Source organism: Melghirimyces profundicolus, assembly GCF_003054245.1.
Classification (GTDB): domain Bacteria; phylum Bacillota; class Bacilli; order Thermoactinomycetales; family DSM-45169; genus Melghirimyces; species Melghirimyces profundicolus.
In genome coordinates, this window is sequence record NZ_QBKR01000030.1 from 1 (window position 1) to 19,799 (window position 19,799).

Here is a 19,799-nt window from a genome sequence, read left to right on the forward strand (position 1 = left end):
TGGCGGCAATTACCGACAGAAGTTAAGTGGTCGGTATATGAATTATTAGACAGATACCGATGATTTTGGTTTATTTTCCCTAATCAACAGGCCTGAAATTAAATATTAACTTTAACTTCATCATTTTATACCATATTATGTCTTTATTAAGTTGGGGGGATAAAATTTGAAAATATTGCTGGGTTTATTTTTACTTGCACTTGGAATTTGTGGAGTAATCTTGTTTTAGGTATTAAAATGGAAAAAGGATATAATAGATTCTTTGCTGGGACTCCCAATTATTGGGTCTATTATCCCTTTAGACTCTCGATTATTGGGTTTGTTTTTCCTTTTCATGGCTATATTTGGGTTGATTATGGTTGTTGTTGAGATAGCAGGTCCATTGTTTAACTGAACTACCCCTCTCATAAGCCCCGGTGGTACCGTAATCGTACGACGCTGCCGACCAGCCGACGGCAGTGGATCGGGATGAACTTCTCTTAAAAATGGCCAGACGAAGGACGGGAACGGCGAGGGCGATGACATCCCCATGGCCGTTCAGCTGATAGTAATACGTCTTCCCGTCCCGGGTCATGCTGACGGGTTTCCCCGAAGCGGTGGTCATGGTCTTCCGCATGCCGTCGGCCCGGTAGGTGAAGGAGGCGACAGTGGTTAGGCGTTTCTGATTCATGCCGGGTTTGGAACCCTTCCTACCCTTTACCTTTTCGGTGATCTGAATCTGTTACAAGCCGCCGTCTATGGGTGCGATGTGGGCCACTTATTTTTGGCTGGCAGATGAGTTTTTTTAAGTGGAGAGATCGGCGGCGTGGTGTGTGAATCCCTACCATAAGATTTGTTGAATGGAGGAAGGGGCGGGCAATTGGCTCGCCTTTTTTGATACAGTCCGAAGTGTGAAAGGGGGATTCTCGATGATGTCTTTAATTATTTTTCTTGTGATTCTGCTTTTTGCTTATCTCCTTTGGGAAATCCGCTACCAACAAAAGCAAACGGTACAACGGTTGGAGTCGATTGAAAAGTTTTTAAAGGAAAGCAAAGAGGAGAAATGAAGAGACATGGGTTCTACACGGTGGCGATGTTGTTCAATATCAGGCTTGTTGATTAGGGAAAATAAACCAAAATCATCGGTATCTGTCTAATCAGGCGTGTTGATTAGCCAAAGTTAGGGAAAAAGAAAACTCCTTTGTGTACAATGGATTTGGAAGCGACCAAACTTCAAATCCCGACACAAAGGAGTTCCGTATGAAGAAGGATACCATTCTTTTCGACCTCCTGCAACGGCTGATACCTGAAGAAGAAGTGAAAACCATCGTCGAAAATCACGGTTACCGGGACACAGCCCGGAAATTTAGCGTGGCTTCCCTCCTGCGGTTCTGGATGGCTTCCGCTTTGGGACAGTGGAAAAGTTTTCGGGAAAGTGAAGAGCAATTGAAAAGGTGTCCCGGTTTGGTGGCCGTCGATCATTCCACTCTGTCGAAGAAAGCCACCAACGTCCCCTTTGAAGCCTTCCGGGATCTTTTTCATCGCTTGGTGCAACGCTGTCCCCGTCGCATCCGCCGGATGCTTTCCTTGTCCTTTGGCGTCTTTGCCGTGGATTCGACCATCATCACCGTGGGCAAAAATCGCTTGCCATGGGCTCGTTTTCACGGAGAGCGCTCCGGGGTGAAGCTTCACGTCCGGTTGGATGTGATGACCCATGCGTTGACACAGGCGGAGACGTCCCTTGCCCGCAGTCACGATCTCACCACCGTGTCCAGGCTGGAATCCATGCCGCAAATCGTATCGGTGGAGGATCGGGCCTATGCAGATACGCGACGAATGGACGTGCTGCATGAAACGGGAAGGTATTTTGCGATCCGTTTGAGGAACAACATGGAGATGTGGAACTGGAAATCCCTGCGTCGTCTTCCGAGCATCGATTCTCCAGTGTTGGAAGACGGAACCTGCTTCATGGGAAAGGCGAAAAACCGCTTTCGGGTGGTTGTTTTTCGAGATCCAAAAGGCAGGTGGATCCGGGTTGCCACCAACCTGATGAATGTTTCCGCAGAAGTCATTGCCGCCTTGTACAAAGCCCGATGGCAGGTGAAACTCTTTTTCCGTTGGATCAAACAACATCTCAACGTGAAAAACCTCTTCGGAACCACGCCCAATGCGGTTTACGGACAACTGTTCGGTGCCTGTATGGCCTATGTTCTGTTGCACTGGCTTCACACGCAGGAAAAGCCCGACCGGTTTCAACACGTTTCCTTGCTTCTCTTTGCCCGTCAGCTGTGGCTTTCCCAATTACCTTCTGAATGGACCCTCTGTTTGTTTGATTACGTCCGTCGATTACCCGCTCGTTATTTATGTTAATCTTGGATAATCAACAGACCTGCCAGCAGGGTTATCGGTCCTTTCCATATCCCCTGTGTTAAGTACCCACTGTTTCAAAAATCCACTCCCCAAAACCACCTGTTCGTCGCAGCCCTGGGAGCAGCTTAATAACTTATGTTCCTTGTGAGAAATGATTTCTAATTCAGCCTACTGTCATTTTAATAATCTTAGCGCAATCGCTTAGTCTTCATCATCGACTAAAAACTTTTTTGTTACCCAAAATCTTCAATAGCTGATGAAAGATTTTCAATACACATCCCCTCCCTGCGGTTAATTTACTACAGGGAAATGAGGGGTAAAATGCCCAATCTTATGAAAGTTATAACTTTTGCATTAAAACATAAGCATTAAATCATCATAGGGCCCATAAAAATAAACGCCCATAGATCGTTTGACGGTCGCCTGACAGGCGACCGTCTACTATTTTATGTTTACTCACTTGCTGTCGTCGCCAAAACCGACCTTTCGACCGATCGTACACTCCTCGTTCGTAACAGTGGAGGTCGTAATAAAAAATATCCCTTTTTTGTAAAAGTTTCCTACAACCCATACTCCCCGCCATTCTCTCCAGCCAACCTCTCACCGATCCATGTATCGGAGTCGGTCCAGTTGACGGGGTTTTGCGGTGTCCCGGTATGTTCCCAGATGGATTTCAGCATCCCGTAAACCACGTCTTTCTTCTCTCCCCGGTATAGCTCCAACAACTTACCGACTTCCGAATACAGAGGAAAAAGGGGCATCCGCACCTTGTGGTCTGCTGTCGTCATTCCAGCACCTCCTTCAATGGTTCACCCGCACTGACTTTGTCCGTAAGCAGATGTTGATAAGACTTTTTTCACGTGACGAAGTTCATTGAGGTGGAATCCATCTATCCGTTTTATTCGAATCCCGCGGATCGTTTGTGACCCGCTCAGGCCAAAACGCGTTGTACTGGGTGCATAGCCGAAAGCCCGAAGACCCCGATTCTGTTCTTCCACTATGGAGAAACTTTGCGCTTCAGACGAACGTCTATTTTTTGGTTATTATCAAAGTTGATACAATGCTCTACCGTCAAACCGATTTCAGTCGATCACAAAACAGGTTTGTAATTAAGATAAATCCAACCCTTCTGTTTCCTGGTATTTTTCTGTTCAATTCTGTATCCTGTCATCATACACTGGAATCATCATTTTTCCAAAACCGTGGAAAGGACGTTGATATATGGCTGCTTCACCCCGGCAAATCTTTGAGTATCTCCTGGCTGTACAAAACCTGGCCCGACCACCGATTCGGGATTTCCGGCAGTTTGAGAAGTCCTTTTATGTGGACGAACTGCCACGGGGAGAAGGGTGTTACTTGTTTGGAGAGGGGGAGACGACGGATGCTTGGCTTGAAATACATAAACAGAACGACATCCCCCCGGCACCGGAACCGGATCCCCTGTTCAAAGAATGGCTGACAACCGATCACCGACAAAGCAACACTCCTCCTCAAGTCAAGAAGAAGCGGGAAATCCTCCCCAGTCTCCACTTCAGCAAGGATGCGCCCCCTTATCGGGAAGAGAAGTTTGAAGACCAACCCGCGCGGGTGGAAGCCTTTCGCCAATGGCTGGAGCGCTGGGAAACCTGGGCGGAGGAGCACCGGCACAAGACCCAGGTTCAGAACCTGTACAACCTGTTGTTCGCCTTGGTAAACCGGATGGAGCGGGAAGGGGAGACCCTGGAGCTGGCCTTCGGACACGGCCTTCTCCTGTGGGACCTCCCGTCCGGTCGGATCCTCCATCCCCTGCTGACCACCCGAATGGAACTTCACTTCGACGCCCGCAAAGGAAGGTTCACCCTGACTCCCACTCGGAAGGGAACGATCCTGGAAACGGAAATGCTGACCGGTGTCAAGCTGCCCCAGGAAACCCACCTTCCCCGCCTGCGAAAACAAGTGGAACAAACCGGGCATCCATTGAACCGGGAAGAAGCGATTCCCTTATACAAGGAAATGGCGCAGACACTACACCCGGAAGGACGGTTCATCGAGGGCGAGAGCCGGGTGAAGGTGAAGAAAAACCCGGTCGTTTTGGAAAAACCGGTGTTTTTCCTGCGGAAACGAACCTCTCAACTGTGGAAAGATGAGCTCCGCACAGCTATCGAAGCTTTGGGAGAGGGGATGAAAGTACCCAAAACGATCCAGTCCCTCCTCCGCATGGAACGGATCGAACCGAGTCAGGAAGAACGAAAAGCATGGGACGGGGTAAGGAAAGACCTCTTTTTCCCCCTCCCGGCCAATGAGGAACAAAAAGAGATCGCCCGCCGACTCGCCCAAAACCACGGCGTTACCGTGCAAGGACCCCCGGGAACGGGCAAAAGCCACACCATCGCCAACCTGATCTCCCATCTGCTGGCACACGGCAAAAAAGTACTCGTGACCAGTCACAAGGAGCCGGCCTTGCGGGTATTGGCAGAGAAGATCCCGGAAGAAATCCGCTCCCTTTGCGTCTCCGTGCTGGGGCGGGATTCCAGGTCCCTGAATGAAATCGAACAGTCCATCGGGGCGATCTCCAGCGAGATGGCCGTACAGGATCCGGAACTCCTGAAGCGTGAAGTGGAACAATTGAAGCAGGAGCTCAAATCCACCCGCCAAAACATCGAAGAATGCAAATTGCAGCTGAAACAGATGGCCGCCCGAAACATGGAGGCGATCCAATGGGGGGAGGAATCCCTCTCTCCGATGAAAGCCGCCCAAAAACTGACCGAAACCGAGGCCGAACTGAGTTGGATCCCGGATCGGATCGACACCGCTCCACCGCTGACGGATTCCGACATGCGAAAAATGTGGGCGCTGGCCGGAGAATTGCCTTTGGAAACCCGGTCGTTACTGAAGCAGTCCTTTCCCACCCCGGACTCCCTTCCCAATGCCGCTGCATACCGATCCCTGTTGGCCGAAGGGGAGAAAACGGAAGAGGCCTTCAACCAGTCCCGACACCTCCTCAGACGATACCGTCTCCCCGATTCAAATCCGAAACGCCGGGAACTGCTCCGCCTTCTCCAGCCCATTTTGAAGGAGGGAGAAGGGATCCGTCCTCCGTTTGCCCAAAAGATCCTGAGCGATCTGTTGGCCGGGGGGAAGCGGAAAGAAATGTGGACCCAGCTGATCGGTTCCGTGGAGCAAACGCTGGAGGAAATCACCGCAATCCAAAACCGGTTGGCGGAATATGACATTCAGCTGCCGAAAGTGCCCCGTCACCAACTGCAACAAGACATCCAAACTCTGATCGATCGTCTGCGGGAGGGAAAGTCGATCCGGGGATTGTATCTGATGCTGTCGGGGCGCAAGTTGCGTTACTTGGTGGAGCATCCCGCCGTGGACCACCGTTCAGTCCAAACTGTCGAAGAAGCGGAATTGATCGCGGAACAGTTGAAGATGGAAGAAAAGAGATACCGTCTGGTCAAGCGTTGGAACACCCTCATGACCGAAGTGGACGGACCTGCCCTGGATGCTGCACAAAATCGGCTGGTGGCCCTGACAGAGGATCTTCTGCACCACCTGAGAAAAATCGTCCGTATCCAAGCTTTGATCCTGAAACTGAAGGCAGAGAGCGATTCCGTCACACTTCCGGAAGATTTCTCCTGGTCCTCCCTCTCGTCTTTTGAGGAATTGGAAGCCGCCCTCCAAGCTGTGGAAATGAAGTTGAAGCACAAAGAATGGGAAGTTAAATATGAACGACAGACGCATCATCTTTTTCAGGAAGCCGCCCAATCCAAAGCCCATCCGATCTGCCAACGGCTGGCGGATGCTTGGCGACAAAAAGATGCTCGCTTCTGGGAAGCTACCTTCGAGGAACTGATCCAACTCCACGAATGCCGGGAGAAAAACCGGCAACTCCAGGGACTGGCCACTTCCTTGCGAAAGGCGGCACCCAACTGGACCGACCGCATTATCAGCCGGATGGGAACCCCCACTCCCTTCCCCGACCGTTGGCAAGAAGCTTGGGAATGGAGACGGGTTCACACCGAGGTGGAAAAGATAAACGGCCTGGAGCCGGAGAAGCTAGAGCTGAAGTTGGAAGAAGAACAACAACGGGAACGGCGCCTGCTCGGCTCCATTGTGGCCAAATCCGCCTGGCGCGCACAACTGCTCCGCATCACCGAACCGCAAAAACGGGCCCTGATCGCCTGGAAGCAAAAGATCAAAAAGATCGGGAAAGGCACGGGAAAATACGCCGCCAAACACCGTCAAGAAGCTCGTGTGGAGATGGAGCGGTGTCAGCCGGCCATCCCCGTCTGGATCATGCCTGTGGATCGGGTGATTGAAAATTTGGATCTCCGAAATGACCGATTTGACGTGGTCATCGTGGACGAAAGCAGCCAGTGCGACCTGTTTGCTCTGGCGGCCTTATTGCGGGCGGAACGGGCGGTGATCGTGGGGGATGACGAACAGATCAGTCCCGCCGCAGTGGGAACCGACCAGGAGGCGGTCCGTTCCCTGATCCAGCGTCACTTGCAGGGGGTTCCCCAAGCCAGCAATCTTGACATGCAAACTTCCCTCTATGACGTAGCCACCCGTATCTTCCCGGGCACCCTGCGCCTGAAGGAACACTTCCGCTGCGTCCCGGAGATCATCCAGTTCTCCAATGATCTGAGTTACGGCGGAGAAATCATCCCCCTGCGGAAGACCGGCTGGAACCCCCGGTCCTGGCCCGCCGGGTCCCGGGCCGCCGGGATGAACTGCAAAAGATCAATGAAGTGGAAGCGGAGACGATCGTGGCCGACATTCAAGCCATGGTGAAGGAGCCGGCCCTGGCCAACCGGACCTTCGGGGTGATCTCCCTTTTGGGCAACGACCAGGCCCAATTCATCGAAAACCGCCTCCGGGAGGCCATCGGGGAAGAGGAGATGCTGAAGCGGAAAATCATCTGCGGAGACGCTTATGCGTTCCAGGGGGATGAGCGGGACATTATCTTCCTTTCCATGGTCGTCGCCGACAATGTCCGCTTCCAGGCACAGGTCCGCAAGGACGCCAAACAGCGGTTCAACGTCGCCGCCAGCCGGGCCAAAAACCAGTTGCGCCTGTATCATTCGGTTGATCTGAAGGATCTGAATCCCGACGACTTGCGCTACCGTCTGCTGAATTACTGTTTGAACCCTCACCGCGTCATGGAACAGGTGGAAAACGCTGAAGCCCTCTGTGAGTCCCGGTTTGAGAAAGAGGTCCTTCGGATGATCCTCGCTCAGGGGTACCGGGTCCGACCTCAGGTGCAGGTGGGAAGGTATCGGATCGATCTGGTGGTGGAAGGCTTGAAAAACCGCCTCGCCGTCGAATGCGACGGTGACCGGTGGCACGGTCCCGACCGCTGGGAAGAAGACATGCTCCGCCAACAAACCCTGGAACGGGCCGGCTGGACCTTCTGGCGCATCCGTGGCAGCACCTTCTACCGGGATCGCAAGAAAGCGATGGAGTCCCTGTGGAGGAAGCTGGAGGAAATGGGGATTGAAAAGGAAGCCCAACTGAATGAAGCGGAGACACCAGGGAAAACGGAGGAGCTCCAAGTCTCTCTCCACCCACCCGAAAAAAACACTTCAGGCCCCGAAACAACCGATAACCAAACAAAGGCCCCCTCCTCGGAAGAACAGGCCTTTCTCTTCGATCTGACTGCTACCGAAACGGAGTTTTTAACCCTCTTTGCCAACCGAAAAGAGGTGCCAACCCATCAAGTCATGGACTTTGCCCGCTCCCAGGGCCTGATGTTACGCAAACTGATCGACGACATTAACGAAAAAGCGGTTGATCATCTGGGAGATCTCCTTTTGCACGAACAGGGGCGAAACTATGTCATCTCGGAAGAGTGGGTGGATGTGGTGCTTGTGTGAAGAAAAAGGGCTGCTGATCATGATCAGCAGCCCTCCCTCAAGCTGTCGGGAATCCTGACAGCTTGTTCTTTTGCGCAGTTTAATGGTTCGTCTTCATACCCCTTCCCGTATTCTCTTTAAGGGGTCGATTCCGTCAGGGTCGTGATTATTTGCCACACGGCAACAATAATGGTGATGGCAATGGCAACCACAGACAGCCCCGTGGTAATAGCGGTCCCCACCACCCACCGCATTTTTGATTCTATTTTTTGTTCGACATTTTGCATGCTGTTTCGCATCTCGATGATTTCTTGATGGCGTTGATTGTCGCGATCCCGCATTTCAGTCATTGCCGAATCAATCATTCGGGCGATTCGGTCTTCTGATGAAGTAATGGTGTTTTTCATATCATTCATGTCCCGGTCCAGCTTATCGATATATTTCTCCTGCCAGTTCATGAATGATTCCCCCTTTGGTAGGTCTTCTTCTTTGCCGGAAGCAGCTTGTTTCAAGTATTCACGGAAATCATGAGGTCCTTTTATTGTTTCCACAAGTGATATGTTTCTTCCTTCAGTATAATACATGGCATGGGGTTTGGGGTGTATGTAAACTCTTGTCCCATGTACAGATTCACGGTTTACTTTATCCTTGTTTCTGTGTACAGGATCCAGATGAGAGCGAATTTTTTTATATTTTTCGGCTTCCATCTTTTATCCTCCAAGGTTATTTAGGGTATTGATAATTTCGTCAATGTCATGTGGTTCAACTTGGATATCCAGATACCTCCCGTCCATTCTGACAAAACGAATAATTCGCTCCCCTTTTCCGTCAAGGGATTGTGAGATATTGGAGAGCTTTAACGGTTGAGTACGAGCCACTGCGTATTGATTGCATATCGGGATGATTGCCCGACAAAAGGAACTGAACTCACTTTTAAATTCCTTGGGTAAAGACTCTGGCCATTTTATTAACTCATCTTGTTCATAACCTCTTTCGTAAAAAAGAATGAGACTCCATAAATTGATTCCGAGCAACTCAGTAAATGAGGAATCCAAATCGTCCAAACAATGAGGCCAATCGGGTCTTGACAAATAAGAAGTAAATAGTTGCTGGGCTTTTACAAATATCAGTCGATCGTTTTTGTACTGATCAAATAAATCACCCAGGTAACTTTCCGCTTGGTACCCGTTTTCATACGCCAATATAAATCCATCCTTTCCACAAATAGGTGCTATGAATATATTACCACTCTGGAAACAATTAGTATATCCCCTGTATTTAAGCAAAAAAATAGAAACAAACGACTCCCCCTTCAATGGAAAGTCGTTTGTTTCAGAGAACATCAAACATCATACACCCTCAGCTCGAAGGGCTCTTCTTCATACAACTCCGTCTCGCTTCCCGTTACATCTTCCATCCGCAACACACAGGCTTCCCCCAACGGGTAACGGCCTTCGATCAGGGTGAAGGTGACCTCCTGGTGGCGTTCCGTTGCTTCCTGTTCGCTGTCGAAGATGAGGTTCACTTCGTTGGAGATGCGCTCCTCTCCTCTGTACAAGGCGGCGCGGATATGGCGGGGACGGAGGTCTTGGGAGACTTTCTGCTCCTGGAAGAAGAGGACATTGAAGCGGTAGTGGGTGATCACTTTGGACCGCATCGCCACCCGGACATCGACCCGTTGTTCTTCCTTTTTCCGAGCCTGTCCGTGGATTTCACGGTACTGGATCACCGGAACCACGGCTTCCTGGGGCATGGGACCGCCGTGAACAAACTTCATTCCGCCCCCTGCCTTGAAGCGGTTGAGCCCCTTGGCCACCACCGCCTCCAGATCCAGATTCAGATAGTCGAGAGACACCTTCTGCCCTCCGGGAGGAACGGTCAACTCCCGGCCGATGGCAAACCGGCGGTGTTGTTCCATGACGGACCCTTCCACCCGCTCGGCCAACTGATCCGCTTGCACTGCGGAATGCTGATATAAGAACCCGTGGTCGGCGGTGATAAAAATCCGTTTGGCACTGAACGTGCCGGTCAGTTTACCCACTACACGGACCAGCTCGTCGATCGCCTGTTGCACATCGTCAAAGGTGTAGGTCTCGGTCACCTGCTGATCGCCGGTGGCATCGATCCGGTTATGATACAGGTAAATGACTCTTTGGCCTTTAATCGCTTTCAAGCCTTTTTCCTTGCCCAGATGGATAAAATCATCCAGTCGGAAGGCTGATGACTCGGGCACCGCCTTTTGCAGGATCTTTTCCCGGTTGCTCACTCCTTTGGCCGGGATCCCCTCCACAAACACGGTTCCCTGATCGTCGATATCGGTCACCTCACCGGGGAGCAAAGCGGCCATCCCCAGTTGGGTGTAGGAGGGAAGGGAGGCCTGCATCGGCTCCAGGGACACCTCGGCGTTCAGGCGTCGGCCCAGATTTTCTGACAGCTCCGCCCCGGCTTCATAACGGAGGGCATCGGAAATGATGACAAAAATGCGTTCCGGTGAGCGATCCACAATGGGATCGATTTTTTCCCGGAAAAAACGGGCTTGCTGCAACACGCCGTCGATCGGCCATTGGGCCGCCAATTTCCCCGCCATGAGTTGATCCGTGTAACCGGCCAACCCGGACAGAAACTCTTCCTCATACCACTGAGTCAACCGGTCGACCAGCTCACTCAAAAATACCTCCGGCATCCCGGCCTGACTGTAGATCCACATCATTTTCCGGTAGGTTTGATCGATTTTATAATCGTGCTCCGAATAGGCTTTCACCCAATCCCGTCCGGTCATCTTGCGATGGTCTCTTTGTCCCTCTTCTTTGTAAAGAACCATGGTCAGTGCATGGGTGAAAAACCGATACACACAGCGGATACGGGGTTCCTGTGCCCAAGGTGCGGTCAGCCGCTTGTCGATCATCTCCTGCAAGCCGCAACCGGTCGCCCCATGGTTCAACAACATCTCGTTAAGGTACTCGATCAATACCTGATCCGCCACCGGGAAGGTACGGCAATCGGCCACCTGATCGGGGGATAATTTCTTTAACCGTCCATAGAGCCCCCAATCCGCCTCCAGTTGCTTCAACAGGGGACGGAGGACACTCCGGCCCGACTCCTCCCGCAGCCAATCCTCAAGAAAGACGTAGCAGGTATTGGGCATGCGGGTATCCAATAAAGGCAAATCCTTTTCCAGTTCAGGCGTACAGGTGACCGCATGACACCGAACCAGGGTGCCAAAGACTTCCCGCAGCGATGGGGAGTCCGTTCCGGGCAATCCGAAATGGGCGTATAACCAATCGTAAAAATCCTCCAGATGGGCAAACTTCCGAATTTGGTTCAGGGCCTCGTTCTCCTCTTCATCCAACCCCCGCTCCAGAACGGAACGCACCAGATCCGTCGGTTCCGTGCTTTTGGCCTGGGTGAGTACGGCGAAAACCGCCGCCTTCCAATCCCGTTCATCCCCTTGAAGGCGCGAGAACCGCCGAAACTTTTCCTTCCGTCGCTTTTCCCGGAAGAACACCCGGTATCGTTGCAAAAACGGACGGGCCAAGGCGGAGTCCAAGCCCAATTCCCCCGCGAGCAAGGCAATTTCGTCGGTTTTAAACTCGGCGGAGTAAAGGAGGATGTCCAGCAGCACGTTTTGTCTGTCCGGCGGTCTATTAAAGGGAGCGTAAATGAGAAAAGAGGTTTCCTTCTCCTCCACTTCCACCCTGTATTTTGTCTGGAACGCGTTGTTTTCGGTCAGCTCCCACACTTGGATCCCATGCTCTTCCAGGGCGCGGCGGATTTCCTCCAGGTCCCTCCCTTCGGCGTCTTCGTCATACCAGAACACGATTGCCCGGTTCCCGGGCGATCGGCTTTTTTCCTGTTCGAAAAGCTCCAGCAGATTGGCCGTCAACTCCAACTCTTCCACCTGCTTTCCCATCGACTTCCCTATTTCCGTTCCGTTTCCTCCGTGGAAAGTATAACAAAAAACGATGAGCAGTGGCGTCTGCTCATCCAGTTCCGATATTATCGGATCTTTGCCAAGATATCCCCCAGCTTTTTATAGTTCTCCACCACCCCGTCGTCCAGATCCAGTTCCATGCGCCGGTTGGCCACTTCAGCCAACTTCTGGTCGTATTGGATCAGTTCTTCCTGCCGGTCTTGGAGAGTGGTCCGTTTCTTTGTTAGCTGACGTTTTTCGCTTGCGGACAGCGTGGGATCGGCCAGGCGTTGTTCGATGTATTTCTCCTCCTGACGCAGTTTCATCTGAAGTTCTTGCACGTAGCGGAAGCGCAAGGTTCCCAACGTGTGAGGGTTGTAACGGTGCAGGTAGATCAGGGCCCGCATCCCTTTTTTCTTTCCCGAGTCGGCCATCCAGTAGATGGGCCGCTTCTGGTAGATGCGGCAGTGATCCTTGTAAAACTCATCGAAGAAATAGCGGCGGATCCGCTCCTCGGCGCTCTCGTTGGCCCGGATCTTGCCCAGGGATTCCGCCAGCCACTGCAGGTTGCCCGCCAACTCGCTTTCCCCGTAGATCGCCGTCAGGATTCGGTTCAGCCAGGTGATAATGTCGTCCTCAAAGTAGGCCACGTCGGTCAACGGCACGATTCCATCCTGATCGGGGACAATCGTCCGGTACTTGGATGAATCCCACTCTCCCCCGGCATAGGCCAATCCATCGACATCCAGGGAATAGCGGCCCATAATCAGGCCGACACAGTAGGAAAGGAAGGACTTCGCATCCCGCTCCCGATCCGCCTTGCGGACGGTCACTTCCTCATCTGGCACCTCCGGGGTCAGCTCCTCCTGCAAACCGTAGAGATCGATGAAGATCCGGTTCAGTTCCTCTTCGTTCGCCTTCAGTTGGTTGAACTGGTTCTCGGCATGTTCCGCCCAGTTGGCATAGGATTGGGCCAGGTTTTTGGCATCCCCTTTATAGGTGAGAAAGGGATGCTTTTGAAAGTCCCAGGAGGTTTCAAAGGAGTCCCAGTCGGTTTTGGAAATGGAGATGTTTTTCATACTAATTTTATAAACCTCATCTGGTATATCTCTTTCCAACATTGGAAGCTTTTTAATCGCCCCTACCTCAAACCCAATACTCGGAGAAGTTATACCTAAAAAATACGATTGCACCTTAGAATTTAATAAAGATAACACTTTAACCATATTTATATAATTATCAATATAGCAACAAGACCCTTTATGTCCCGGTATCAACCCTTTTGGACTATATCTAAATGATATAGCACCAGAGCTGACCAACCCCCAAGTAATCCCTTCATAAAAATAGTATTTTATATTTTTCGCGACGTAACTGTAGTTACCATTTAGATAGGGATACCTTTTAACGATTTCTTCTTTTATTTCCTTACCGTTATTCTCCCAATTCACAACATAATCTTGGTTTCCATACCATTTCCTGAATGGACCTCCCTTGTTATGAGGAAACCACTTTTTTTTACTTTCCATAGCTTCCTTAACATTTTTACAACCGAAACCAATTCGCTCATATTGGACCTCGTGCCACAAGCGTAAAAACCGGTTATTATCCGTGGTCGCTAATCCTTGTTTTGGCTGGGCAATCTCTCCCAACTTCTTATTCTCCCGAAACACCTTCCGCACTTGATCCGATACCCAGTAAGCAATCGGAGAGCCGGGGATATCTTGAAAAGTACTTTGTTCACGATAATACACATGTCTTCCTTCTAAAAAGCCTTGTTCCTTCTCTTTTGCTCTAGTATATTCCACCAGACGATGGTAGCTGCCCACAAATCGTTGAAGCTGTATCTTCCTCATCACATAACTGGTGCTTTGCACCACTTCCCCTCCCACATCTTCAAATGCGCGGGGACCCAAATGCAGCATAGATATGATGGTTTCATTGTCCAAGATCTTATTTCTCAGCTTTTCATAACTGCTTAAAAACATCCAAGAATGTTGATTAATTGAGGATGAAAAGCCATTTTTTCTTGCAAACGCATGGCTTCTCTCCATAAATACGGTAAATAAATCACCCTTTGAATCCGGGTAATTCTTTTTCACAAACCGACTCAACTCCGGATTCATTCCCCGGGAGCCCATATACGGTGGATTGGTCACCACCACATCATACTGACCCGCCAGCACACTCGCCTGTTTCAACAACCCTTTCACCAAAGGCAGCTGCTCATAGAGCTTTGCGTTAAACAGCGACGGCCGGCCCTCATCAAAGAGTTGGTCCACTCTGTCGATCCACCGGTCAACATCCCCCGATTCCGGCTGCAAAATGGACCCGAAGTTCCGGGCACCCACAAACTGATCCAGTAACACCTGTAACTCTTCTTTCCCCCGTTCATCCTCTGCCACGTAGGCCGCCATTTCTTCTCTGTCAAGGGAGTCGGATTCCTCGATGGCAAGAATGTTCACCTTCGGAGGGTGACGGAAGACGCGGCGGGATTTTTTCCGGGCTTTCATCATCAGGGCGAAGGCCGCCAGTTGGGCCGCCCGCTTGTCGATGTCGATCCCGTAGAGGTTCTTTTCGAGGATCAGCGTCGGGATGTCCCGGACGGGGTATCCCTGCTCTTCATAGATCAAGTACAACAGATCAAAGGCATAAACGAGGATATGTCCCGATCCACAGGCGGGGTCCAGCACCGTGATCTCTTCCGGGGAGAGATCCGGGTTTCTCAGTTCTTCCAGCTGTTTTTGAACCTCTTCTTCCTGCTCCGCCGGTTCGATGTAATAGGTCATCTTCCCCTTGAGCTCCGACCCGGGATGGGATTCCAGCCACAGGTGGCCCAGGGAGTTCTCCACCATGTAGCGCACAATCCAACGGGGCGTGAACATTTGGGTCGCTGCCGGGATGCTGTCTTTTCCGATCTTATTGTTTTTCTTTAATCCGGAGAAGATCTCATCCTTCTTTTCGGAGATGTAATACTGATACAACCACCCGATCACTTCCACCTGGGCAAAATCCTCCTCGGACAGTTCCCGATTCATCACGTTGATGACCGAATCGGAGTGAAGGAGGTTGTCGGGAAGGAGCAGGGCGGCATAGTCGTCGATCTTCTCAAAGAGGAAGGGGAGGATCTCGCTCAACTCGTCACACTGGGCGATCAGGAGCTTTCGATAGGCCCCTTCCCGGTCTCCGGTTTGCAGGAGAGCGTCGATCTCCCCCACTTCCACCGGCAGACCGGACGGGTGGTAGTCGGTCAGGATGTCCGGGTCCACCTTTCCCGGAGTGGCGCTGGAGAGAACGCGGATACGGGAAGGAAGGTAGTTGTGCACCTCCATGTAGCGGATGGCGATCAAGCGGTTGAACCAAGTGTAGGCCACTTCTTCGACCAGCTGATCGAAGCCCTTCTCCCGAATAGCCTGAAACAACTTGGTGAACGTCTTCCGGTCCTTTTGGCCGTACCGTACTTGATTCACTTCGATATAATCGGCACCTTCGGTGATGTCAGGCAAGCCTTCGGGGGTGATCCCGAAGGCTTTGGCCTTTAATTCCACTTGCTTGATCAGTTCCTTACGGGAAAAGACGGCAAAATTCTTCAACGCGGTTTTGTTCATGCGGACACCTCTATCGGATGATGTGAAGGTTTTTTCCTCGTTTCAAGGAAGACTGAAGATGGGAACGGAGTTCATCCAGAAACGCTTCCAGTTCCTCTTCACTTTTCAATGGCTTCCCTGTGGCGGGAATCCACTGGGACAGGGAAACCCGGGCCACTCCACCGCCATCGGTTACTTGGGCGATTTTTTCCTGCAGGTGATGGTAGTCCTTGGACACTTTTTCCCGGTAAGTGGACAGAGTGGAGCGGTTTTGTGCCCGGTGAATTTCCCCTTTGTACACCTGGAACTGGGCTTTGGTTTCCCGGATCAGGGAGACGGCATCGGGACGCGTGCCGTATTCGGATTCCATCCCATCCACGGCTCCCTCCACCTCTTCGATCTGGCGCAGGACTTCCTTCGCTTCCCCTTCCACCAATTCTCCCAAGCGTTCTTTCAGTCGCTCGCACAGACGGGCCAGGTTGGGGATCTCCCGATACGGATTGGGGTTTTGAAGAATGGCCTCAATCGCTTTTCGGTTCTCCACCACCTCCTGATCCCCGTCAAAGGCGATAAGGTCGTCAGCGTGGCTTTTCAACAGACCCACCGCCTGATCGAACAGCTCTTTCCCCTTGCCGTTGTAGAAGGAACCATAGTGTTCCAGCTGTTCCACTCCGTCACGGATGTCGTCGAAGGCGTCGATCGTTTCATGGACGAAGGTTTTCGAATCATGGATCTCCAACAGGGATTGCAGCTGTTCCCGGATTGCTTGGATTTGCTCCCCATTGGGATAGGGGAAGGCGGGATCACTGTTTCGGTATTTTACCTCCATCGCTTCAGCTTCCTGCTTCACATTCCCGATCCGATCCCGGAGGAGGCGTGCCCCGTCCTGGTAGGTCTCCACCGGCTCATAGTAGTTGAACACTTCCTGAAGCAAATCGGCGATATCACCCCTGACACGCGGAGGCATCCCTACTTTCACTTTGAGCTGAATTTTTTCCACATCGGCTTTACTCAGCAACCGTTTGACGTAATCCGGATGATCGGCCTGAAGGGGTTCATTCAGATAGGTCAGCTCCACCTTGCCGGCATGGTCCAAGGCGGCGACGATCCCGGCAATGTTGGCCTGGGTCCATCCGTAAGGCTTCCGTGTGAACACATCGAACAGTTGCTTCAAAACGGCTCTGTGCTGCCGCTGCAGAAAACCGTTCATCTCATCAAAGGCCAATTGGTTGGCGATTCCGCCTCCGGGCAAGCCATGGTTGGCCCATTCCAGTATCGTCTCTTTGGCGGCATCCAACGGGACGGATTCATTCATGTAGCTCCATTTGGGGTAGGAGTTCTCCACGAGCTTTTTCAACGCTTCGTTGACCTGGTGTTCTACGGTCCCGCTGAACGTATAGTCTTTTCCGTCGATGTAAAAGACGGCTTCCTGACAGGCGGACCTCAGCTTGTCATAGCCCTGCCGTTCAAATTCCTCCCGCTGTTCCCGCAAATGGTTGAAGATTTTACGATACTCTTCGGAGAGGTTGGAGGCGTCTTTCACCCGGAGATAGCTGTCAATCTTCTCCGTGTTTTCCAACGCCTCTTCAAAGGTTTTGGCCTGCTCATCCGGGATCCGCATAATAGCGACCCCGTTATGGGACTGAAGCCGGGCTTCTTCCTCCGAGAAGTTCCGGGTAACGACCCACAGGGTCAGATCATGGGAAGACGACCCCTTCACATATCCATTGAACTTTTTGTTGAAATCAAAGGGGGCCTTATTGTACAAAAACCGCGGGGCGCTGTAGATTTCGTTAAAAAAGTGCTTTCCAAGACGGGCATCGACGTTGGCCTCATTGACCGGGGTGCGTTCCACCTCCCGCTGGATTTCCTGTTCATCATCACTCAGGAACGTGAAGGTCTGGTGAGCATCTTCCTGAATCAACACTTTGTTTTTCAACCGGTGAAGGGAGCGTCTTACCTGTTTTTCCACATCGGACTTGATGGCGTCCACACTGTCGATGAGGAGGGTGGTGATATTTTCCACAGTGGCCTCAATTTCTCTGACGCCTTTGATCATATACAGAACTTTGAGCACCTCGATGTCAAAGTCCTCGATCCCTTCCCGCTCCCGGGCCCGGTTGATGGTACTGACGATGGAACTGTCGAGAAACCGACGGATCGTTTGGTAAAACTGGGAAAACCGTGCCAGCCGGTCGGTCCCCTCATCTTTGAGTTGAAGAGCCACTTCCTGGACGGCGTTCAGCAAAGAGCGTTCCCCGTGGGCCAGATGTTTTCCCGCTTCCCCCTGGGTCCGAACTTTCTCGAAAACCTTCTGCAAGAGTTCAATCTGATAAGGAACAAAGGGGTAAAAGTGAACAAAATCCTCTGCCGAGCGATAACCCGAATTAAATGCGGAACGGTTCCGGTCAAAAGCCAACAGGTTTTGCAGGGATTGCTCTTCCATGTCAAACCGGCTGTGCAGTTCATCGGCGGCGGGAGCTGTTTTTTCCAACAGACGGCGCCGGATCACTTCGTCGGTGTTGGAACTGGTCAGGTTGATCCGGGTGGGGAAGCGCCCCTGGATTTTGGAGAAGTCGTCAAAACCGGCGATTTTGGTCACCGAGTCGATCTGCTCCTGGGAGGTCACCAACACCCAGACCCGTCCCAGACAGCTTTTCCCCAGGTCTTCGACCACCGTTTGCAGGTTTAACATCAGCCTGCGGTTGTCCCCGATGTATTGGCCGATTTCGTCAACCAAAAAGGTGAGACGGTATTTGGGACCCTGTGCTTCGCAGTGAGCGGCCACCAATTTGGCAAAGTCCTCCGAGCTGATGGAAAAGTCCCGGTTGGCTGACGCCAAAAGATCGTCGGCGGTCGCTTCATCGAAGCCCATACGTCTCAGTGTTTCTTTGAAAGATTTGCGCTTAAATTTAATCTGTTGACGGCTGTTTTCCCAAGAGATTCCATCCACTTCCTCGAATGTGCGTTTAAAGACTTCGTAATCGCTGGCTTCAGCAATTTGCCGTTCCATATCGGCAATCCACAGGGTGGAAGAGTAACCGAGGTGTTCATTGAACGACTTCAAAAACACTTCCACGATCATTTCTTTTTCGTCTCCAGGCCGGTTGTGAGCCGAAGCTTTGGAATCGATATTAAAGAGGATGGAGTGGGTATCGTAAGTGGCGACGTGTTTCATCTGTTCGAGAAGCGTCTGATTGTCCGTTTTGTCGAGGAAATAGTCCACCGGCTTTTTTCCGTATACGGTTTGCCCATCCAGGAGATAGGACAGGATCTTCAAAAAGTGGGATTTACCGGAGCCGAAGAACCCCGATATCCACGCTCCGACTGCGGTGGTGGGCTGTTCCAGGCTTTTGACGTAATTTTGATAGAAATAGGCCATGTTCTCTTCAATTTCCTGGGTCATCACATATTCACTGAGCTCGTCATGCTTGGTGAGTTCATCGATCTGTCCGGCCTGAACCACACCGTTGATGTTCCGCTCAATATCCTTGGAAAACAGCTCTTTGATGGTGAAGGTGTCTTGAAGCATACAAACCGAACTCCTCTCCGGAAAACTAGCCCTTGATGGAAAACGCCCGATAATAATGCTGGGTGGGAAACCGGTTAAACATCATCAGCCCCTGTTCACGGTAACTTCCCGGGTAGAAGACCACCACCGGCACCTCCACTTTCAGATCCCCGAGGTTGTACAGGATACTGTTGGTTCGAATCAGGGGATAAACCGACCCCATCCGGGTGATGAATAGGATTTGTTTACCCACGGAGCGCTCGGCGATGACTCTTGCCAGTACACTGGATTCCAGTGAGGGAGACATGGCATCGAACAGCTCGTCGGTCCCTTCCTCCTCTTCCAGTTCCAACAGGCTGTCCACTCCCACCTCGGAAAATTGTTCCATCATCAATTCAAACATGTTGACATGAAGCACTTTGATCGGCAACCGTTGGACATATCGGTCCACCGCCGCCCGGACAATGAGCTCTTCCCCGGGAGGATAGTCAAAGATAAAATAGGGAACTTCGTTGGCCAATCCGCGTTTATTCAGAAACTCCTCTTTTTGAACCTCTTGATAAAAAGCATCCAGTTTTTGTTGCAGTTTTGCCGTCATGTCC

12 protein-coding genes are annotated in these 19,799 nt (G+C 51.5%); 4 read left to right on the forward strand and 8 right to left on the reverse strand.

Going from position 1 to position 19,799, the window contains the following annotated elements:
* Positions 1-310: 310 nt before the first annotated feature.
* The gene (locus C8P63_RS16335) at positions 311-670 is read right to left on the reverse strand and encodes a hypothetical protein (RefSeq protein WP_108025884.1); all 360 of its coding nucleotides are present in this window, start codon (positions 668-670) and stop codon (positions 311-313) included.
* Positions 671-908: 238 nt separating this feature from the next.
* Here C8P63_RS16335 and C8P63_RS19245 point away from each other — a divergent pair, with 238 nt between their 5' ends.
* The gene (locus C8P63_RS19245) at positions 909-1,046 is read left to right on the forward strand and encodes a hypothetical protein (protein ID WP_170109720.1); all 138 of its coding nucleotides are present in this window, start codon (positions 909-911) and stop codon (positions 1,044-1,046) included.
* A 193-nt stretch (positions 1,047-1,239) separates the two neighbouring features.
* Positions 1,240-2,349 carry an IS4 family transposase gene (locus C8P63_RS16340; protein WP_108025886.1) on the forward strand — a complete coding sequence of 370 codons (1,110 nt, stop codon included), beginning with the start codon at positions 1,240-1,242 and terminating at the stop codon, positions 2,347-2,349.
* A gap of 560 nt (positions 2,350-2,909) precedes the next feature.
* Here the strand turns inward: C8P63_RS16340 and C8P63_RS16345 are convergent.
* Entirely contained in the window at positions 2,910-3,137 is a 228-nt protein-coding gene (locus C8P63_RS16345) for a hypothetical protein (RefSeq protein WP_108025888.1), read from the reverse strand.
* A 433-nt stretch (positions 3,138-3,570) separates the two neighbouring features.
* On the opposite strand from C8P63_RS16345, the gene C8P63_RS16350 reads away from it, so the two are divergent.
* On the forward strand, positions 3,571-7,128 hold the full coding sequence (locus C8P63_RS16350) for an AAA domain-containing protein (RefSeq protein WP_108025890.1): 3,558 nt from the start codon (positions 3,571-3,573) through the stop codon (positions 7,126-7,128).
* Positions 7,104-8,210, forward strand: coding sequence for a tellurite resistance TerB C-terminal domain-containing protein (locus tag C8P63_RS16355; RefSeq protein WP_170109721.1), 1,107 nt, complete (start codon positions 7,104-7,106; stop codon positions 8,208-8,210). Before C8P63_RS16350 ends, C8P63_RS16355 begins: the two co-directional genes overlap by 25 nt.
* A gap of 116 nt (positions 8,211-8,326) precedes the next feature.
* Here the strand turns inward: C8P63_RS16355 and C8P63_RS16360 are convergent, their stop codons facing one another.
* The 6 genes from C8P63_RS16360 to C8P63_RS16385 all read right to left on the reverse strand — a co-directional run bounded on the left by C8P63_RS16360 (position 8,327) and on the right by C8P63_RS16385 (position 19,795).
* A complete protein-coding gene (locus tag C8P63_RS16360; RefSeq protein ID WP_108025895.1) occupies positions 8,327-8,896 on the reverse strand; it encodes a hypothetical protein in 570 nt (189 codons plus the stop codon).
* 3 nt (positions 8,897-8,899) lie between these two features.
* A complete protein-coding gene (locus tag C8P63_RS16365; RefSeq protein ID WP_146172200.1) occupies positions 8,900-9,391 on the reverse strand; it encodes a hypothetical protein in 492 nt (163 codons plus the stop codon).
* Positions 9,392-9,531: 140 nt separating this feature from the next.
* On the reverse strand, positions 9,532-12,099 hold the full coding sequence (pglZ, locus tag C8P63_RS16370; RefSeq protein ID WP_108025899.1) for a BREX-1 system phosphatase PglZ type A: 2,568 nt from the start codon (positions 12,097-12,099) through the stop codon (positions 9,532-9,534).
* Positions 12,100-12,185: 86 nt separating this feature from the next.
* Positions 12,186-15,707 carry a BREX-1 system adenine-specific DNA-methyltransferase PglX gene (gene pglX, locus C8P63_RS16375; RefSeq protein WP_108025901.1) on the reverse strand — a complete coding sequence of 1,174 codons (3,522 nt, stop codon included), beginning with the start codon at positions 15,705-15,707 and terminating at the stop codon, positions 12,186-12,188.
* 10 nt (positions 15,708-15,717) lie between these two features.
* Entirely contained in the window at positions 15,718-19,218 is a 3,501-nt protein-coding gene (brxC, locus tag C8P63_RS16380; protein WP_108025903.1) for a BREX system P-loop protein BrxC, read from the reverse strand.
* A gap of 25 nt (positions 19,219-19,243) precedes the next feature.
* A complete protein-coding gene (locus C8P63_RS16385) occupies positions 19,244-19,795 on the reverse strand; it encodes a BREX protein BrxB domain-containing protein (RefSeq protein WP_108025905.1) in 552 nt (183 codons plus the stop codon).
* Positions 19,796-19,799: the final 4 nt, after the last annotated feature.

What these genes read in the sequence shown, in the direction of transcription:
- C8P63_RS16360 (WP_108025895.1), bottom strand. Translation starts at nt 8,896, where the DNA reads ATGGAAGCCGAAAAATATAAAAAAATTCGCTCTCATCTGGATCCTGTA.
- C8P63_RS16350 (WP_108025890.1), top strand. Translation starts at nt 3,571, where the DNA reads ATGGCTGCTTCACCCCGGCAAATCTTTGAGTATCTCCTGGCTGTACAA.
- pglX (WP_108025901.1), bottom strand. Translation starts at nt 15,707, where the DNA reads ATGAACAAAACCGCGTTGAAGAATTTTGCCGTCTTTTCCCGTAAGGAA.
- brxC (WP_108025903.1), bottom strand. Translation starts at nt 19,218, where the DNA reads ATGCTTCAAGACACCTTCACCATCAAAGAGCTGTTTTCCAAGGATATT.
- C8P63_RS16345 (WP_108025888.1), bottom strand. Translation starts at nt 3,137, where the DNA reads ATGACGACAGCAGACCACAAGGTGCGGATGCCCCTTTTTCCTCTGTAT.
- C8P63_RS16385 (WP_108025905.1), bottom strand. Translation starts at nt 19,795, where the DNA reads ATGACGGCAAAACTGCAACAAAAACTGGATGCTTTTTATCAAGAGGTT.
- C8P63_RS19245 (WP_170109720.1), top strand. Translation starts at nt 909, where the DNA reads ATGATGTCTTTAATTATTTTTCTTGTGATTCTGCTTTTTGCTTATCTC.
- C8P63_RS16335 (WP_108025884.1), bottom strand. Translation starts at nt 670, where the DNA reads ATGAATCAGAAACGCCTAACCACTGTCGCCTCCTTCACCTACCGGGCC.
- C8P63_RS16340 (WP_108025886.1), top strand. Translation starts at nt 1,240, where the DNA reads ATGAAGAAGGATACCATTCTTTTCGACCTCCTGCAACGGCTGATACCT.
- pglZ (WP_108025899.1), bottom strand. Translation starts at nt 12,099, where the DNA reads ATGGGAAAGCAGGTGGAAGAGTTGGAGTTGACGGCCAATCTGCTGGAG.